Here is a 14,338-nt window from a genome sequence, read left to right as displayed (position 1 = left end):
TTAGTAAGCTATTTTGTAGTATTTTTCCCAATGCATAGTTTTTTTATAAAGCACTTCTTTTTTAGTACTTTTTCCTAAAACTACGGTATTTTGCTCTTGGTAATCATCTTTGGCTAAAGCATTAACGCTCGCTCCAGCTACTACCCCTAAAGCACCAATTTTCAAAGATTTTTTTAAAAAATCCCTTCTTTGATTGGCCTCCATGTTCTCTCCTTTGAAATAAAAGTAAAGAATAACTATAAATACTTAATTTTAAAGTATTTACACACTTAAACATTATAACTTTTGCATATTTTCACTTAAGATTTTATTTAATTTCTATTTTCATAAAAAGATGATTTTGATAATATGTATTTTGGTAACAAAATACATATTTATTTTTATAATTTGCTAAGTTCTTCTATATTTGTTTTACTAAATTTAGTAGGAAGTCTTGGTTCGTAAGGAAGTCTTTGTAAAGCTTCATCTGCTATACTTTTACCTTCTTTTTTTATAGGTGCTTGTACTTCTAAATAAGCTCTTTCGTTTGTAAAAAAGACTTTCATAATATTGGCAATAGCAATGTAAAAATTTGAGTTTTTATGGATTTGTAATTTTTCTATAAACTCATCTATTACAGGGTTTATCACAAAGCGAAATAATTGCTGTGCAACTTTTAAATCATGCTCAATAATACTTGCCATAAAAGCAAACAAAAAGCCAAATTCATCTTCACTTTGTCTGCAATCTTCTTTTTTTCTAAATTTGGTTTTTCTAATGATTTCACAGGCTTGAAGCTTCATTTTGCCATCATCTCTACCCTCATCATAAAAAGAAGCGCTAATAGGCACATTCACGTAAGAAAAATCAAAAAATACTCCATTTTGTTCTTCTTTAAAACTTGCAAAATCGCATGCGCTAAGTTTTTCAAAATCAGATTTTAAACTATCATCTAAAGGACTTTGAGCTAAAACCAAAACTTGCTCGTGCCAAATTTTAAATTCATTTTCATCGATAAAATTAAAAGCTTTTGAAAAAAATTCATAAAAATATTTACGCGAAAGATCAATATCTTGTATCATTAATTTTCCTTGTTATTTTTATTTGATTATAACAAGGAAAATTTAAAAAAATCAAGTGAGATTTTAAAATTTTGTTTTAGAATCGTAAGTAAATGATGGATTGATTTGTTTTTTATCGCTTAATTCTTTATACCAATAAGAATGTAAAATATAAACTTCCTCTTCTTCTTTATAACCACTAATCATAGAGTGGATACTTCCTTTAATAGCAAATACAGCCATATAAATATGAATAGCAAAAAATACCGCACATAAAATACCCAAAATATTATGGATGATAGCTGAAGCTCTTAAAATATCTATATGAGAAATTCCAAAAATAGATTGTAAAGAAGTAGAATTAAAATCAAGGAAAAACATAAACGCACCGGTGATTATCATCAAAAATCCACCAAAAACAGCTATATAATACCAAGATTTTTGACCAAAATTAAACTTGCCAGCAGGCACAGGTTTTTTCTCTTTACTTAAATATCCACCAACCATCATCATCCATCTTAAATCATAACTTGCAGGAAGCATTCTTTTAATCCAACATAAAAGCATAGGAATGATAGAAATGATAAATAAAATAGTAGCAATGCCATGTAAGTTTTTACACATTCTTACAAAAAATCCACCACCAAAATATGATCCAAAAATCATAATAAGACCGGTTGGCACAAGGATAATCCAAGAAATTGCCGCTACAAAATGAAACAATCTTTCAAATACCGAAAAGGCATAAATTTTCTTACCATCATGAGAAAATTTCTTTGGACCTATGACCATATAATGCAATGCAAAAGCTGAAATTACCACTATAAGTATAATCAAAACAGCACTTGCAATATATTCACCTTGTAGTTTAGTCCACAAAGCACCAAAATTTTGATAACTTTCTATATTCATCACTCTTTGCACATCCCAAATTTGAGTATTTTTAACTTCAAAATTTTCTTGAGCAAATAGAAAGTTAAAACAGGCTAAAAGAGCTAGTATAACCCTATGCATAAATTACTCCTAAACATTACACACTAGCCAAAGCTTAGCGTTGTAGTTTTGTTAATTTTCAGTTTCCATTTTTATTTTAAAAAAAGTTTTATTTAAAAAACATAAATTTGCAAAAAACTACAAAAAAACTCAATTTTTAGTTTCTTTTTGAATAATTTTCATAACCAAATTCTCTTACCATAGATAAATTTTCATTCTTATCTAAGAACATTAAATTTGGAAGTCTTACTCCATTAAAAGTGGTGTTTTTAACTATAGAATAATGAATTTGATCTAAAAATACTATTTTTTGCCCTATTTTTAACTCTTGATTAAAAGCATACTCACCCATGATATCCCCTGCTAAGCAAGTATTACCACCAAGTAAATAAGCAAATTCATTTTCTTTTAACTCGCTATATTTTTCCCCATCACGGCTTGATAAAATTCTAGCATTTAAAACCTCACTTGTATAAGGCATGATGATAGTATCTGGCATATGAGCTTCACTTGAAGTATCTAAAATAGCTATTTTTTTCTCATTTTCTACTATATCTATCACACTTGCAACTAAAGTCCCACACTGCCAACCCACAGCCTCACCTGGCTCAAGATATACTTGCACTCCATATTTATCGCTAAATTTTTTACAAAGATCAATTAGTTTTTGCGTGTCATAACCTTCTTTTGTAATGTGATGACCCCCGCCAAAATTAATCCATTTCATATTTTTAATAAATTTTGAAAATTTAGCCTCAAAAGCATTTAACACAAGCTCTAAAGAATGCGCACTTTCTTCACACAAAGCATGAAAATGAAGCCCACTTAAAGCACTTAAATCTTCATTTTCAAAATCAATCGCACGAATTCCTAGTCTTGAAAATCTACCACAAGGATTATAAAGTTCTTTTGGAGCCACTGAAAGCTCTGGATTACAGCGCAAACCAAGAGACTTTTTACTTGCTTTGTCTTTAAATTTTTTAAACTGATTAAAAGAATTAAATACTATATGATGTGAAAGATCGATGATTTCATCTATTTCATCCTCTTTAAAAGCAGGTGAAAAAGTATGAATTTCTTTATCCATATATTCTTTTGCAAATTTAGCTTCCCAAAGCCCACTGCAAGTACAACCTGATAAATACTCACCCACTATATCCATAGCACCTGAAAAAGCAAAACCCTTTAGAGCAAGTAAAACTTTTGCTCCACTTTGCTCGCTCACTCTAGCCAAAAGCTCACAATTTTTTCTAAGTTTATCTTCTTCTAAAATATAAGCAGGGGTTTGAAAGTCTTTATCTAAATGATTTTTAATTAGCATTATTTATCCTTAATTTTTGATTTAAAACCACTTGTATAACAAATCATATTAAAATTATATCTTGTTTTTATAATTTACAATCATTAATCAAATAATAGCTATAATCAAAATCCAAATCAAAATTAATTTAGGAGTAAAAATTTAATGGATAGAAGGTTATTTTTAAAATTTAATGCTTTAGGTTTAGCAAGTATTAGTAGTGCTTATGCAATGGGGGATCATTCTCATCATAATATGCACTCAAAACATACACAAAAAGATACAAAAGAAATCGATACTTCTTTTATCAAACTAGAAAATCCAAACATTAAATTACTCGATGAAAAAGACTTTCCTAACGGACAAACATTAGCAAATTTAAAACTTCTAAAAAACACAAGCACAAAGAAAAATTTCTTTAGATCAAGTATAGAAATCAAAGAAAGTCAAATAGAACTTGTTAAAGGTAAAAAAACAAAATGCTTTACTTACAATGGCTCTATACCTGGACCTAAAATAGAAGTTTATGAAGGTGACACTGTAGAAATTTTGGTAAAAAATAGCTTAAAAGAACCAACTACTATCCACTGGCATGGACTTGACATACCACCTGAACAAGATGGTAATCCACATGATCCTATCATGCCTGGTAGAGAAAGAATTTATCGCTTTAAACTTGGAGAAAATTCAGCAGGAACCTACTGGTATCATCCACATCCACACTACACCACAGCAAAGCAAGTTTATAAAGGTTTAGCAGGGGTATTTGTAGTTAAAGCTAAAAAAGATGCTTTGTCGCATTTACAAGAACAAGATTGGGTGATTAGTGATTTGCGTTTAGATGAAAATGCACAAATTCCTGATAATAATTTATTTGATTGGCTAAATGGTAGGGAAGGAAATTTAGTTCTTATCAATGGACAATTAAAGCCAAAAATAACACTTGACAAAGCTCAAAGAATTCGTATTTATAATTTTTGTGCGGCAAGATATTTAAATTTACGCATTAAAGGTGCTAAATTTATTTTAGTAGGAACTGATGGAGGGCTTATAGAAAAAGGTATTGAATTAGATGAGTTATTTTTAAGTCCTGCTTCAAGAGTAGAAGTACTAATCAAAGCAAGTAAGGGTGATTTTAAACTTGAAAGTACTTATTATGACCGCGATAAAATGCTTGTTAAAGAAGAACCTTACACTCTTATGTTAGCTGATCTTAAAGTAGAAAAAACTATAGAAAACATACCTGAAAAATTACGCGAATTTCCACCTTTAAAAGAAGCTACAAACTTTAAAGAAGTGATTATGAGTGAAGATCATATGCAAATGCATGGTATTGATAAAAAAAGTGAAGAAGAAATCAAAAAAAGCCTTGCCTCTATGTTTTTAATCAATGGTAAAACATTTGATATGAATAGAACGGATTTAACCTCAAAATTAAATGAAGTAGAAGAATGGGTAGTAAAAAATTCTTCACATATGGATCATCCTTTCCATATACACGGAACACAATTTGAACTCATATCTTCTAAATTTAAGGGTAAAATAACAAAAGCAAAATTCAGAGCATTACAAGATACGATTAATGTAAGACCTGGGGAAGAATTAAGACTTAGAATGAGTCAAAAATTTACCGGTATTAGAATGTTTCACTGCCATATTTTAGAGCATGAAGATCTTGGAATGATGGGAATTTTAGAAATCAAAGAATAAAGGTAAAAAATGGTAAAAGTTGAATTTCTAGGGCCAATTAACAAAGAAAGCTTAGAGCTAAATGTAAATAATCTTAAAGAATTAAAAGCAATTTTAGGGCAAGATGAAAGCTTAAAAGAATGGCTTGAGCTTTGTGCGGTTGCTTTAAATGATGAAATGGTTTTTGATGATGAAGCTACCTTAAAAGATGGGGATAAAATATGCCTACTTCCGCCGGTTTGTGGAGGATGAGTTATGTTTGAATTACATCAAGGAGCCTTAGAAATTCCTAGCATTTATGCTAGATGGTATGAATATGCTAAAGATAAAAACTGCGGAGCTTTGATCACATTTTGCGGTATAGTGAGGGCTGAAGATGAGATTGAAGCTTTAAGTTTTGATATATATGAGCCTTTATTAAAAACTTGGTTTGAAAAATGGTGCCAAAAACTTGCAAATGAAAATGTAAGTTTGATGTTTGCTCACTCTATCGGTGAGGTTAAGGTGCATGAGAGTTCTTATTTTGCTGGGGTTTTAAGCAAGCAAAGAAAACTAGGACTTAAGCTGATTAATGACTTTGTAGAAGATTTTAAAGCAAGTGCGCCTATATGGAAATATGATATCATCAATGATGAAAAAATTTATGCCAAAGAACGCTCTTTGAAACTTCAAGGAGCAGGAATTTTAAGCACTAAGGACTAAAATGCTAACTTCTTATAGTCAAAGTTTAGACATACTTCATTCACATATAAAAGCATATGAAAAGATAGAAAACATCGCTTTAACACAGTGCTTAGATAGAATTTTAGCCATTGACATCAAAGCTTCTACTAACAACCCTCAATTTCCCACTGCTTCTATGGATGGCTATGCAATTAAATTTAGTGAGCAAGATGAGCCTTTGTCTATCATAGGTGAAGTACCTGCGGGAGTTTTTCCTAGCTTTAAAATACAAAATAAAGAATGTGTTAAAACCTTTACAGGCTCTTTAATGAGTGATGGTTGTGATACCTTAGTACCTGTGGAAAAAGTAGAAGTTAAAAACGATGTGATTTATATAAAAGAAAAAGTTCCACAAGGCTTTGCTGTAAGAAAGGTGGGCGAGAGCTACACCGAAGGTGAAATTTTACTCACTAAAGGTACAAAACTAGGCTATAGCGAGATAGCGCTTTTAGCTGAGCTTGGATACTTTCACATTAGTGTTTTTGCTAAACCTATCATAGGCGTGCTAAGTAGTGGAAGTGAGATCAAAGACTTGGGCGAAAGCTTAGAGCACCCTGCACAAATTCGCTCATCAAACCATATAGCCATAGCTAATATGGCAAAAAAACTTGGTACTGAAGCTAGAATTTTCCCACTTTTAAAGGATGATATGCAAAAAACTCCAAGTGTTTTAAAACAAGCACTTAATGCGTGTGATATTTTAGTTACCACTGGTGGAGTTTCCATGGGGGATTTTGACTTTTTAAAGCAAGCTGTTAAAGAGTATGAAATCATCATAGATAAAGTCGATGTAAAGCCTGGCAAACACATCAAAATAGCCAAATTTGAAGATAAATTCATCTTTGCGCTACCGGGTTTTCCATACTCGGCTATGGTGATGTTTAATTTATATGTAAGAGAACTTTTAAATGCTTGGCTTTTACAAGAAAAAGACTATGTATTTAAGGCATTTGCAAATACTGACTATAAGAAAAAAAGTTCGCATTTAGAATTTGTAGCTTGTAATGTAGAATTTAAAGATGGAAAAATTTATGCAAATTTAAAAGGCAAAAAACAAGGCTCAAGTGCCATCATCAACAACCTTAACCACAAAGCCGCATTAATGATAGCACATGATAATATAAAAGAAAATGATTTGGTGGATATAATTTTTATGCCTTGATTTATGCTAGATGAGAGCTTATGCGTTGTCCTTTTTTATCAAAAGTTACAATCCAACTACCTTCTTTTATACTAACACTAAAACCTGTAAATCCTATCAAAGCATCACCTTTGTTTGTATTTACTGGCTTACTATAAAGCCTCCTATTTCCATCATAAACTTCTACCCATGAACCACTAACTTTAGCCAAAGTAATAGCCATTTTTTCTCCTTTAATTAAAATCGAAGGACGATAATATCAAAAAAAACGCAAGAGCCAATTAGTTATTTTAAAAATTGATGATTTAAAGCAAAATTTAACAAGGATATAAAATAGATAAAAAATTTAAATGATTTTTTTAAATTAAGAAAAGAATTTTATACTTTCTTTGATGAACATATACCAAAAATGGAAAAAGTTGATATTTTTGATTTTTCTAAAGCAAAAACCATGGGGTGCAAAGGAAGTTTATAATCATTTTATAAATTCGACTATGCTATAAGAAAATGCTCGCTTGGTATTTATAGAGCTTTTGATATTAGCTATAATAAAGATATAAAAAAGATTTCTAATGACAAAGTATAAATTTTTAACTTTTATTAAATTTTAAAAAAGATTTTTTAATCTTGATTTTTAATAAATTCGCTTTTATTAAATTCTTTAAAATTATACCAAGCTAAGACATTATAAACAAATCCTATAACAAAAAATACAAATCCTATTAAAATAGGCAATGTTAAAAAACCATAAAAATACATTTTACAAACTTTTATAAAATAAGACTGATTAGCTACTCTAGCTATCTCATAAAAAATTCTTTTTAAGAATTTAAAATATAGCAAACAAAATAAAATATGTATAGCCAACAAAAACGGAGTAAAAAACATTAATAAAAAATATTCTTCATTTAAAAAAACATAATAAAAAAATAAAATCATAAAATAAAGTAAAATAAAATAAAAAAATAAAATAAAAAGTGTTATAAAATAATTCTTGAACAAATTCTTAGCACTAGTATAAGTTTTTAATTGATATAAAACTATCATATATAATGTCGCGCTAATTACACTTAAAAAACCCATATAAGGCATAAAAGAACATAAATAAAAAGTTAAAGAAAAAAGGGCTATAACCCTCACATTTTTAGATTTCTTTTTTATATCTATCATTTATTACCTCTTAAACTAGCTTGAATTTTTTCAAAAAGCACTTTTGCTTGTTTTTGATTTTGCTCTAACTCGCTTAAAATTTCCTCTACTTCACGCAAGGTTTTTTCTTCTTTTACGTTTGGATTTTTAGCACTTAAATCATAATTTCTTTCTTCAAGTTCTTTTTTGCTTACCAAATAAGAATTAGCCGTGATTTTTCTTTCTTTATAACATTTTAAAAATTCTTGCAAATGCGTGTATTCTAAAGGTTTGTTTTTGGTCAATTTAAAAGGAGGCACAAGCTCATAGTAATATACACTTTCATCATTTTCACCACAAATGCTTCTTTGTCCTTTAGAGAAAAAAAGCACATTAGTTTTTACCGCACTATAAGGCAAAAACACCCCACTTGGCAAGCTTAAAACACATTCAAGGTTAAAATTTTCTAGCAAGTCTTTTTTTACACTCACAAAGGCATTTGAATTTTGAAAAAGCACTCCTTCAGGCACCACTATAGCACATCTTCCATTGTTTTTCAAAGACTTTAAAATATGCTGCAAGAACAAAAGCTCGGTAGCGTTTGATTTTACAGGAAAGTTATTTTGAATTTGATCTTTTTCTTTACCACCAAAAGGAGGATTTGCTAAAATCACTTCGTATTTTTCATTTTCAGTTATGTCTGTGATTTTTTTATTTAGAGTATTGGTTTTGATGATATTTGCGGACTTAACCTCATGTAAGATCATATTCATCACACCCATTGCATAACTTAGCGGAGTTTTTTCTTTACCAAACAAGGCATCATTTTGTAAAAATTCAAGTTCTTCCACACTCAAATTTGCTTTTTTCTTTTTTGCCCTATCTTCATAAAGAATATGCAAAAAACTCTCTACTAAAAACCCACAACTCCCACACGCAGGATCATAAATTCTCTCTTTTGCTTTAGGGTCTAGCACCTCCACCATAGCTCTAACCAAAGGTCTTGGGGTATAAAACTCCCCGCTATTTCCCCCATCGCTTCCCATGTCTTTTAAAAGCTTTTCATAAACCTCACCTAAAGCAAATACATCACTTTCTTTGCTAAAACTTAGCTCATCGACTAAATTTATAACTTCTCTTAAAGTATGGCCATTAGCTATGCGGTTGTCTATAAATTCAAAAATTCCGCCTATCTTATACTCTATGCTTTTGAAATTTTCATTATCTTTAAAACTTTTTAGGTATGGAAAAAGCTCATCATTTACAAAGCTTAGCAAATCACTTCCACTTAAAGCATTTTTTACATCAAGCTTTCCTTCGCTTGTTTTAGGTGCTGCCCAAGCCCTCCAACTAAATTTTTCTTGCAAAATAGCCTTATAAGGCTTTTCATCTAACTCAGCTTCTAGCTTTAACTCTTCTTCATAATCATCTAAAAATTTCAAAAAAAGCACCCAGCTAATCTGCTCACTATAATGCATAGCACCGCTTATGCCATCATCGCGTCTTAAAATATCTGTGATTTTATCGATTTTACCTTGCATTTAAAAAATTCCCTTTCTAAAAAGTCTTAAAAGTTCTATATTAATATAATAATTATTTCTACCCATTTTAATGCACTCTAGAACCCCTAAATTTTCACAAATTTTAAGGTATTTTGAGGCACTTTGCCTAGAAATATCTAATTTATTTATCAAAAAGTCTATCTTTGTATAAGGATGAGAAAACAAAAGCTCCACAAAGTCTTTGCTGTAAAAATTCGTTTTATTTTGCAAAATTTCACCTACATCAGACATCATTTTTTCTATTATAGTAATGGTTTTTATCGTTTTTATAGCAGTTTGCTCTACACCTTTGAGTATGTATTCTATCCATTCTAAAATTGCACCTTCATCACGTACTTTTTGTAAAAGATTGTAATACTCTTCTTTGTTATTTACTATATAAGCGCTTAAATACAAGATAGGCAAATCAAGCAAGCCTTTATAAACCAAATAAAGTATATTGATAATCCTGCCTGTTCTACCATTACCATTGTAAAATGGATGTATGCTTTCAAACTGATAATGAATGATTGCCATTTTTACCAAAAAATCAAGTTCATCTAAAGTATCATCGTTGATGTATCGCTCCAAATTTCCCATAAGTTCTTGTATATCACTAGGATTTTGCGGGGGCGTGTGTTTGATTTCTCCTGTGGTATGATTTATCAGTGTAGTTCCGCTTTGTTTTCTAAAACCTGCATTATTTCTTTCTAGTCTTTTTTGAATTTCTAAAATATGTGCATTTCTTAATAATTGCTCTTTTTTTAAAAGCTCATATCCTTTTTTTAAAGCATTTTCATAGTCTTTTACTTCTTTTGCCGCTCTTGTAAGTTTACTTTCATCAATTTGAGATAAAAAAAGTTCATCGTGAGTGGTAATAATATTTTCTATCTCGCTAGAATCTTTAGCTTCTTGCAAGATCAAAGCATTGATTAATATATTTGGATTAGGCATGCTTTTGCTAAATCCATTTAACTCCGCTAATTTTCTCGAAGCCCTAATGATGAGACCATAAGTATTTGCATTTAATTCTATATCTAAAGGAAGTTTTGGTGGTATGAATTCTTTCATAATTTTTCCATATGTTAAAATTTTTTAAAATTTTTAACATTATAAAAAAATATGTTAAAAAAATCAAAAATTTTTAACATATCTAGCTAATGTGTTAAAATTTCTAAAAATTTTTAACATTTATAATCTTCCTTGAAAAGCTTTATCTAGCAAGGACTTTTTAAGCTCTTGTAGATTTTTTATCTGCATTTGATAGTTTTGCTTTAAATTTTTTACATGAGAAGAAAGCTCATTTAAATAAGAAGCGATTTGCTCTTGTTCTTTGAGTGGGGGTAGCGCAATAGGACATTTTTCTAAAATATTTAAATTTAATTTTGCAGCATGTGTTCCACCACCAACTTTATTATTATCAATCCACCCTTCAATAAAATAAGAATTCAAAAAATAAACCAAATAATCACTTATAATTTTAACTTTTGGTTTTAAAAGCCCTAAGCTAACGAAAATACTAAATTCAAATTCTAAAGAAATTTTTATAGCTTTTCCCAAAGTTCCAATACGACAAATTAAAATATCTCCAAATTCAGGCTTAGCTCTTTTTATAAGTTTGTTATGCTCTTCTAGTGAAATGTATTTGATATCACTTAAATCAAAAAAACCTTTAGAAATATTTTTAACAGATAAAAAAGGAATCCCTGTTTTTATATAGCTAGGTGTTTTGTGTGTTCCATCTGTAATAAAACATATTTCCCCTAAGCTTTTCCATTCCCAACCTTGTGGGAGTTTGTAGTTTTCCTTAGTATTATCCTTTAAAGGGTTAAAAGCTTTTTGCAAAGCACTTTGCATTAACTCATCTAAATTTAGCAAATCTTGCTCTAAAATTTTTATACTCTCATCTATCTTTGCAAAACTCTCATCTAAAATCCCCACTATCCTTTCTTGCTCTTGTAAAGGTGGTAGGGGAATTTTAATTTGCTTTAAAATTTTGACACTAGCTATATTTTTAATTGCCGAACCCAAAGTAGATTCTAAAATTTTTCCCTGCATTATCGGAGAATTAAAATTATAAATAAAATAACTATTTAAAATTTTTGTATTATCTAGTCTTATTTTTAAAAGAGCTTGATTTATAATTCCTATTTCAGTATTTTTAGGCAATTCAACTATTTTTCCTAAAGTTCCAGAACAGCTAATTAACAAATCACCTTCAATCGCCTTAAATGCTTCTAATTCTTTAAATTTGTCATAAGAGATAAAATATCTTTTCCAATGAGGGTCATTATTTATAGCATTATATTGTTCAAATACTCTAATACCATTTTCAACAAAAAAACTTTTTTTTAAAGCACTTCCAAATGGTCCTCTTTTTATGGAATACTTATCGTTTGACAATATTCCGCCCAAGCTTCTCCATTCCCAACCCTGTGGTAATTTTGTCATTTTATTTTGCATTATCATTTTCTTCTATATCAAGGCTTTTTAATAATGCCTCAAATTGTTCTTTGTCTTTATTTTTAATATTTTCAATAATAATATTAATAACTTTATGTATTTCTAATAAATCTAAAGGCATTTTAGCTCTTTCAATATTTTCTAAATGAGAAAATTCGTTAATTACTCTATTAATTAAAATAGCATTCTCTTCTCCAAAAAAAATATAATATTTTGTCATTAGATTATCATTATTTGGATATTTAAAATACATATAAGTATCTAAAAATTTTCTAATATTATTTGCCAAACTATAATATGAATCTATAGTAATATTTGTGTTGTTATGGTTTTTAAAAATTTGCTCAAATAGATAATTAAATTCAGTTACATACTTACGAATATAATCAGGTAAAATTTTAATATCACTATTGTTTGTTTTTTCTATCAAATACATAAAACTTTTTTTATCATTTTTATCGTATCCTGTTAAACTTTTTAGGTATCTTAGAAAATCTAAATTATGCGTTGATATAAAAAGTTGAGAATATTTGTTATCTTTAATCTTTTTTGCGATTTTAGTTTCTATTAAAGAGAAGATGAAAAATATATGATTGCTATCAAGACTAGAGATAGGGTCGTCTATCCATATTATAGGATTTTTATCTTTGGCGCTTGCATCTTCTAAACTTGCTACAAAATAACAAAAAGCTACCAAGCTACACTCACCCTCGCTTAAATTCTTAGCTTGCTTGCCATTTCTTAAAATCTCAAATTCTCCATTTAATTGTCCTTTATCATCTTTTTTTGCTTTTAATTCTAATAGATTGTGCCCAAAATATGATTTTAAATATTTATTTATATTGCTTGTAGAAGTTTCTAGATTACTAAGCTTTGCCTTGTAATTTTCTATTCTTTTATTTAAAAGGTTTATTTTGTTGTCTTGCGTTTTAATACTTTCTCCCAAAGTATTTATATTTTGTTGTAAGGTTTCAATTTCATCTTGTATAGCAAAATAATCGCTATCTTTAGCAAACTTTGCTACTTCATTCAATCTTAATCTTTCTCTTGCTTCATTTTGATTTGTTAATAATTTTTCTGTGTATTCATCATTTTCTTTGCATAAATTTTCAATTTTATTTAATATTAAAAATATCTCATCTGAAAAATCATTAATATTTTCTAACTTTATGGGAGTAAAAACATCTTTTTGCTTTTCTTTTAATTTTTCCTCTATTACCAATAGCTCTTTGTTATAATTCGCAATAATTACTCCTAGTTGTTCTTTTAAGACAATAAAACTATCTTTATAATTAGAATAAAAATTTTCATATTCAATATCTTGCAATATTTTTTTTAATTCTAGTTTATAATTTTCAAAATTATCTAATAAATATTTTAATTCTTTTTCAATCTGTTCTTTTTCTCCACTATCATCTTTTGTGTTGTTTTCAATCCAAGCTATTCTTTCTAATGTTAAAGGATTATTACAAAATTTACATTGCTGTGTAGATAAATGTTCTTTATGAAATTTTAAACCTTCTTCCAGCCATTGTCTTAATTCGCTTGTTAAATTTTCTTTAATGATAATTTCTTTTTCAAGAATTTCTGATGAATGTTTTAAAATATTTTGAAAATTATTTTTATTAAAATTAATTGTAAAATTTATATTTTGCTTTTCTTTGTCTTCTAAGATTTTTACAAGTTTATTTTGTGTTTCATCGTTAAGAATATAGATATTTACATCATTTTTAATTACAACTAAATCTTTTTCTAAATTTCTCTTGTTATAGTCATTACCTTGTTTTGTCAAATTTGAACTACTTTTTATAACTTTAGCTTTATTTGTAAGGTTTTCACTTAAAGTTTTCATTTTATCTTGTTGTTTTTTAGAAATATCATCTTGATTTATTTGTATGTTTTTTAACTTCTCATTTATTTTTGCTAAAATTTCTTCTCTTTTTTCAATCTCTTCTTTTATATTTTTTTGCTCCACCCCTATACTTTTAAAACCTTTTATATTACCTTTTTTATCATATAAATAATTTAAGTTTTCCTTTGCAAAATCGCTATTATAAACCCTAATGTCTAAATTAGAATTTATTACATCATCTTGGTTGAGGGAGCTACCATTTTCTAACTCTATTGTAAATTTTCCTTCTAAAAAATCTTCATTCTTTTTTTTAAGTTCAAAACTTCTAGCTATCCTTGAAAGTGTAGTTTTACCTGAATAATTTCTACCATAAAAAATATTAATTATTTTAAATTCTTCAAGATTAACATCCCATTTGAAATTTTCATAAGAACCAAAATTTATTTCATTAAATTTTAAAATTTTCAT

Annotated in this window: 14 protein-coding genes; 4 read left to right on the top strand and 10 right to left on the bottom strand. The window is 28.5% G+C overall.

The window, feature by feature from the left end; translation table 11 throughout:
• The 4 genes from L8V77_RS02795 to nspC form a co-directional block, all read right to left on the bottom strand.
• Positions 1 to 204, bottom strand: coding sequence for a twin-arginine translocation signal domain-containing protein (locus L8V77_RS02795; RefSeq protein WP_012661099.1), 204 nt, complete (start codon positions 202 to 204; stop codon positions 1 to 3).
• Positions 205 to 380: 176 nt separating this feature from the next.
• Positions 381 to 1,061: a molecular chaperone gene (locus L8V77_RS02790; protein ID WP_263702524.1), complete on the bottom strand. Its 681-nt coding sequence runs from the start codon at positions 1,059 to 1,061 to the stop codon at positions 381 to 383.
• Between the two features lie 63 nt (positions 1,062 to 1,124).
• Positions 1,125 to 2,054: a formate dehydrogenase subunit gamma gene (locus L8V77_RS02785; RefSeq protein WP_263663798.1), complete on the bottom strand. Its 930-nt coding sequence runs from the start codon at positions 2,052 to 2,054 to the stop codon at positions 1,125 to 1,127.
• A gap of 136 nt (positions 2,055 to 2,190) precedes the next feature.
• Positions 2,191 to 3,354: a carboxynorspermidine decarboxylase gene (gene nspC, locus L8V77_RS02780; protein ID WP_263706607.1), complete on the bottom strand. Its 1,164-nt coding sequence runs from the start codon at positions 3,352 to 3,354 to the stop codon at positions 2,191 to 2,193.
• A gap of 144 nt (positions 3,355 to 3,498) precedes the next feature.
• Between nspC and L8V77_RS02775 the strand changes: the two genes are divergently transcribed.
• The 4 genes from L8V77_RS02775 to L8V77_RS02760 are packed head-to-tail and all read left to right on the top strand — an operon-like array spanning position 3,499 to position 6,907.
• Positions 3,499 to 5,043 (top strand): multicopper oxidase family protein, encoded by a 1,545-nt coding sequence (locus L8V77_RS02775; protein WP_263706605.1) that lies wholly within the window; start codon positions 3,499 to 3,501, stop codon positions 5,041 to 5,043.
• Between the two features lie 9 nt (positions 5,044 to 5,052).
• A complete protein-coding gene (locus L8V77_RS02770) occupies positions 5,053 to 5,274 on the top strand; it encodes a MoaD/ThiS family protein (protein ID WP_263706603.1) in 222 nt (73 codons plus the stop codon).
• Positions 5,275 to 5,277: 3 nt separating this feature from the next.
• Positions 5,278 to 5,724 carry a molybdopterin synthase catalytic subunit gene (locus L8V77_RS02765; RefSeq protein WP_263706601.1) on the top strand — a complete coding sequence of 149 codons (447 nt, stop codon included), beginning with the start codon at positions 5,278 to 5,280 and terminating at the stop codon, positions 5,722 to 5,724.
• 1 nt (position 5,725) lies between these two features.
• Complete coding sequence (locus tag L8V77_RS02760) at positions 5,726 to 6,907, top strand: molybdopterin molybdotransferase MoeA (protein WP_263706599.1); 1,182 nt, start codon at positions 5,726 to 5,728, stop codon at positions 6,905 to 6,907.
• Position 6,908: 1 nt separating this feature from the next.
• On the opposite strand, the gene L8V77_RS02755 is transcribed toward L8V77_RS02760, so the two are convergent.
• The 6 genes from L8V77_RS02755 to L8V77_RS02730 all read right to left on the bottom strand — a co-directional run bounded on the left by L8V77_RS02755 (position 6,909) and on the right by L8V77_RS02730 (position 14,338).
• Positions 6,909 to 7,109: a hypothetical protein gene (locus L8V77_RS02755; protein ID WP_263706597.1), complete on the bottom strand. Its 201-nt coding sequence runs from the start codon at positions 7,107 to 7,109 to the stop codon at positions 6,909 to 6,911.
• A gap of 398 nt (positions 7,110 to 7,507) precedes the next feature.
• Positions 7,508 to 8,056, bottom strand: a complete 549-nt coding sequence (locus L8V77_RS02750) for a hypothetical protein (protein ID WP_263706594.1) — start codon at positions 8,054 to 8,056, stop codon at positions 7,508 to 7,510.
• Positions 8,053 to 9,555, bottom strand: coding sequence for a type I restriction-modification system subunit M (locus L8V77_RS02745; protein WP_263706591.1), 1,503 nt, complete (start codon positions 9,553 to 9,555; stop codon positions 8,053 to 8,055). Before L8V77_RS02745 ends, L8V77_RS02750 begins: the two co-directional genes overlap by 4 nt.
• Positions 9,556 to 10,626 (bottom strand): Fic family protein, encoded by a 1,071-nt coding sequence (locus tag L8V77_RS02740; protein WP_263706590.1) that lies wholly within the window; start codon positions 10,624 to 10,626, stop codon positions 9,556 to 9,558.
• Between the two features lie 120 nt (positions 10,627 to 10,746).
• Complete coding sequence (locus L8V77_RS02735) at positions 10,747 to 12,018, bottom strand: restriction endonuclease subunit S (protein ID WP_250325465.1); 1,272 nt, start codon at positions 12,016 to 12,018, stop codon at positions 10,747 to 10,749.
• Positions 12,008 to 14,338, bottom strand: a complete 2,331-nt coding sequence (locus L8V77_RS02730; RefSeq protein ID WP_070255942.1) for an AAA family ATPase — start codon at positions 14,336 to 14,338, stop codon at positions 12,008 to 12,010. The genes L8V77_RS02735 and L8V77_RS02730 overlap by 11 nt, the downstream gene beginning before the upstream one ends.

Source organism: Campylobacter sp. IFREMER_LSEM_CL2127 (genome assembly GCF_025771745.1).
In the GTDB taxonomy this organism is placed as follows: domain Bacteria; phylum Campylobacterota; class Campylobacteria; order Campylobacterales; family Campylobacteraceae; genus Campylobacter_D.
This window is presented reverse-complemented; position numbering and strand designations above follow the sequence as displayed.

Bases quoted from the DNA above. Each gene is read 5' to 3' on its own strand.
- L8V77_RS02770 (WP_263706603.1), top strand. From the start codon at position 5,053: ATGGTAAAAGTTGAATTTCTAGGGCCAATTAACAAAGAAAGCTTAGAG.
- L8V77_RS02765 (WP_263706601.1), top strand. From the start codon at position 5,278: ATGTTTGAATTACATCAAGGAGCCTTAGAAATTCCTAGCATTTATGCT.
- L8V77_RS02740 (WP_263706590.1), bottom strand. From the start codon at position 10,626: ATGAAAGAATTCATACCACCAAAACTTCCTTTAGATATAGAATTAAAT.
- L8V77_RS02760 (WP_263706599.1), top strand. From the start codon at position 5,726: ATGCTAACTTCTTATAGTCAAAGTTTAGACATACTTCATTCACATATA.
- nspC (WP_263706607.1), bottom strand. From the start codon at position 3,354: ATGCTAATTAAAAATCATTTAGATAAAGACTTTCAAACCCCTGCTTAT.
- L8V77_RS02755 (WP_263706597.1), bottom strand. From the start codon at position 7,109: ATGGCTATTACTTTGGCTAAAGTTAGTGGTTCATGGGTAGAAGTTTAT.
- L8V77_RS02735 (WP_250325465.1), bottom strand. From the start codon at position 12,018: ATGCAAAATAAAATGACAAAATTACCACAGGGTTGGGAATGGAGAAGC.
- L8V77_RS02775 (WP_263706605.1), top strand. From the start codon at position 3,499: ATGGATAGAAGGTTATTTTTAAAATTTAATGCTTTAGGTTTAGCAAGT.
- L8V77_RS02790 (WP_263702524.1), bottom strand. From the start codon at position 1,061: ATGATACAAGATATTGATCTTTCGCGTAAATATTTTTATGAATTTTTT.
- L8V77_RS02730 (WP_070255942.1), bottom strand. From the start codon at position 14,338: ATGAAAATTTTAAAATTTAATGAAATAAATTTTGGTTCTTATGAAAAT.
- L8V77_RS02750 (WP_263706594.1), bottom strand. From the start codon at position 8,056: ATGATAGATATAAAAAAGAAATCTAAAAATGTGAGGGTTATAGCCCTT.
- L8V77_RS02745 (WP_263706591.1), bottom strand. From the start codon at position 9,555: ATGCAAGGTAAAATCGATAAAATCACAGATATTTTAAGACGCGATGAT.
- L8V77_RS02795 (WP_012661099.1), bottom strand. From the start codon at position 204: ATGGAGGCCAATCAAAGAAGGGATTTTTTAAAAAAATCTTTGAAAATT.
- L8V77_RS02785 (WP_263663798.1), bottom strand. From the start codon at position 2,054: ATGCATAGGGTTATACTAGCTCTTTTAGCCTGTTTTAACTTTCTATTT.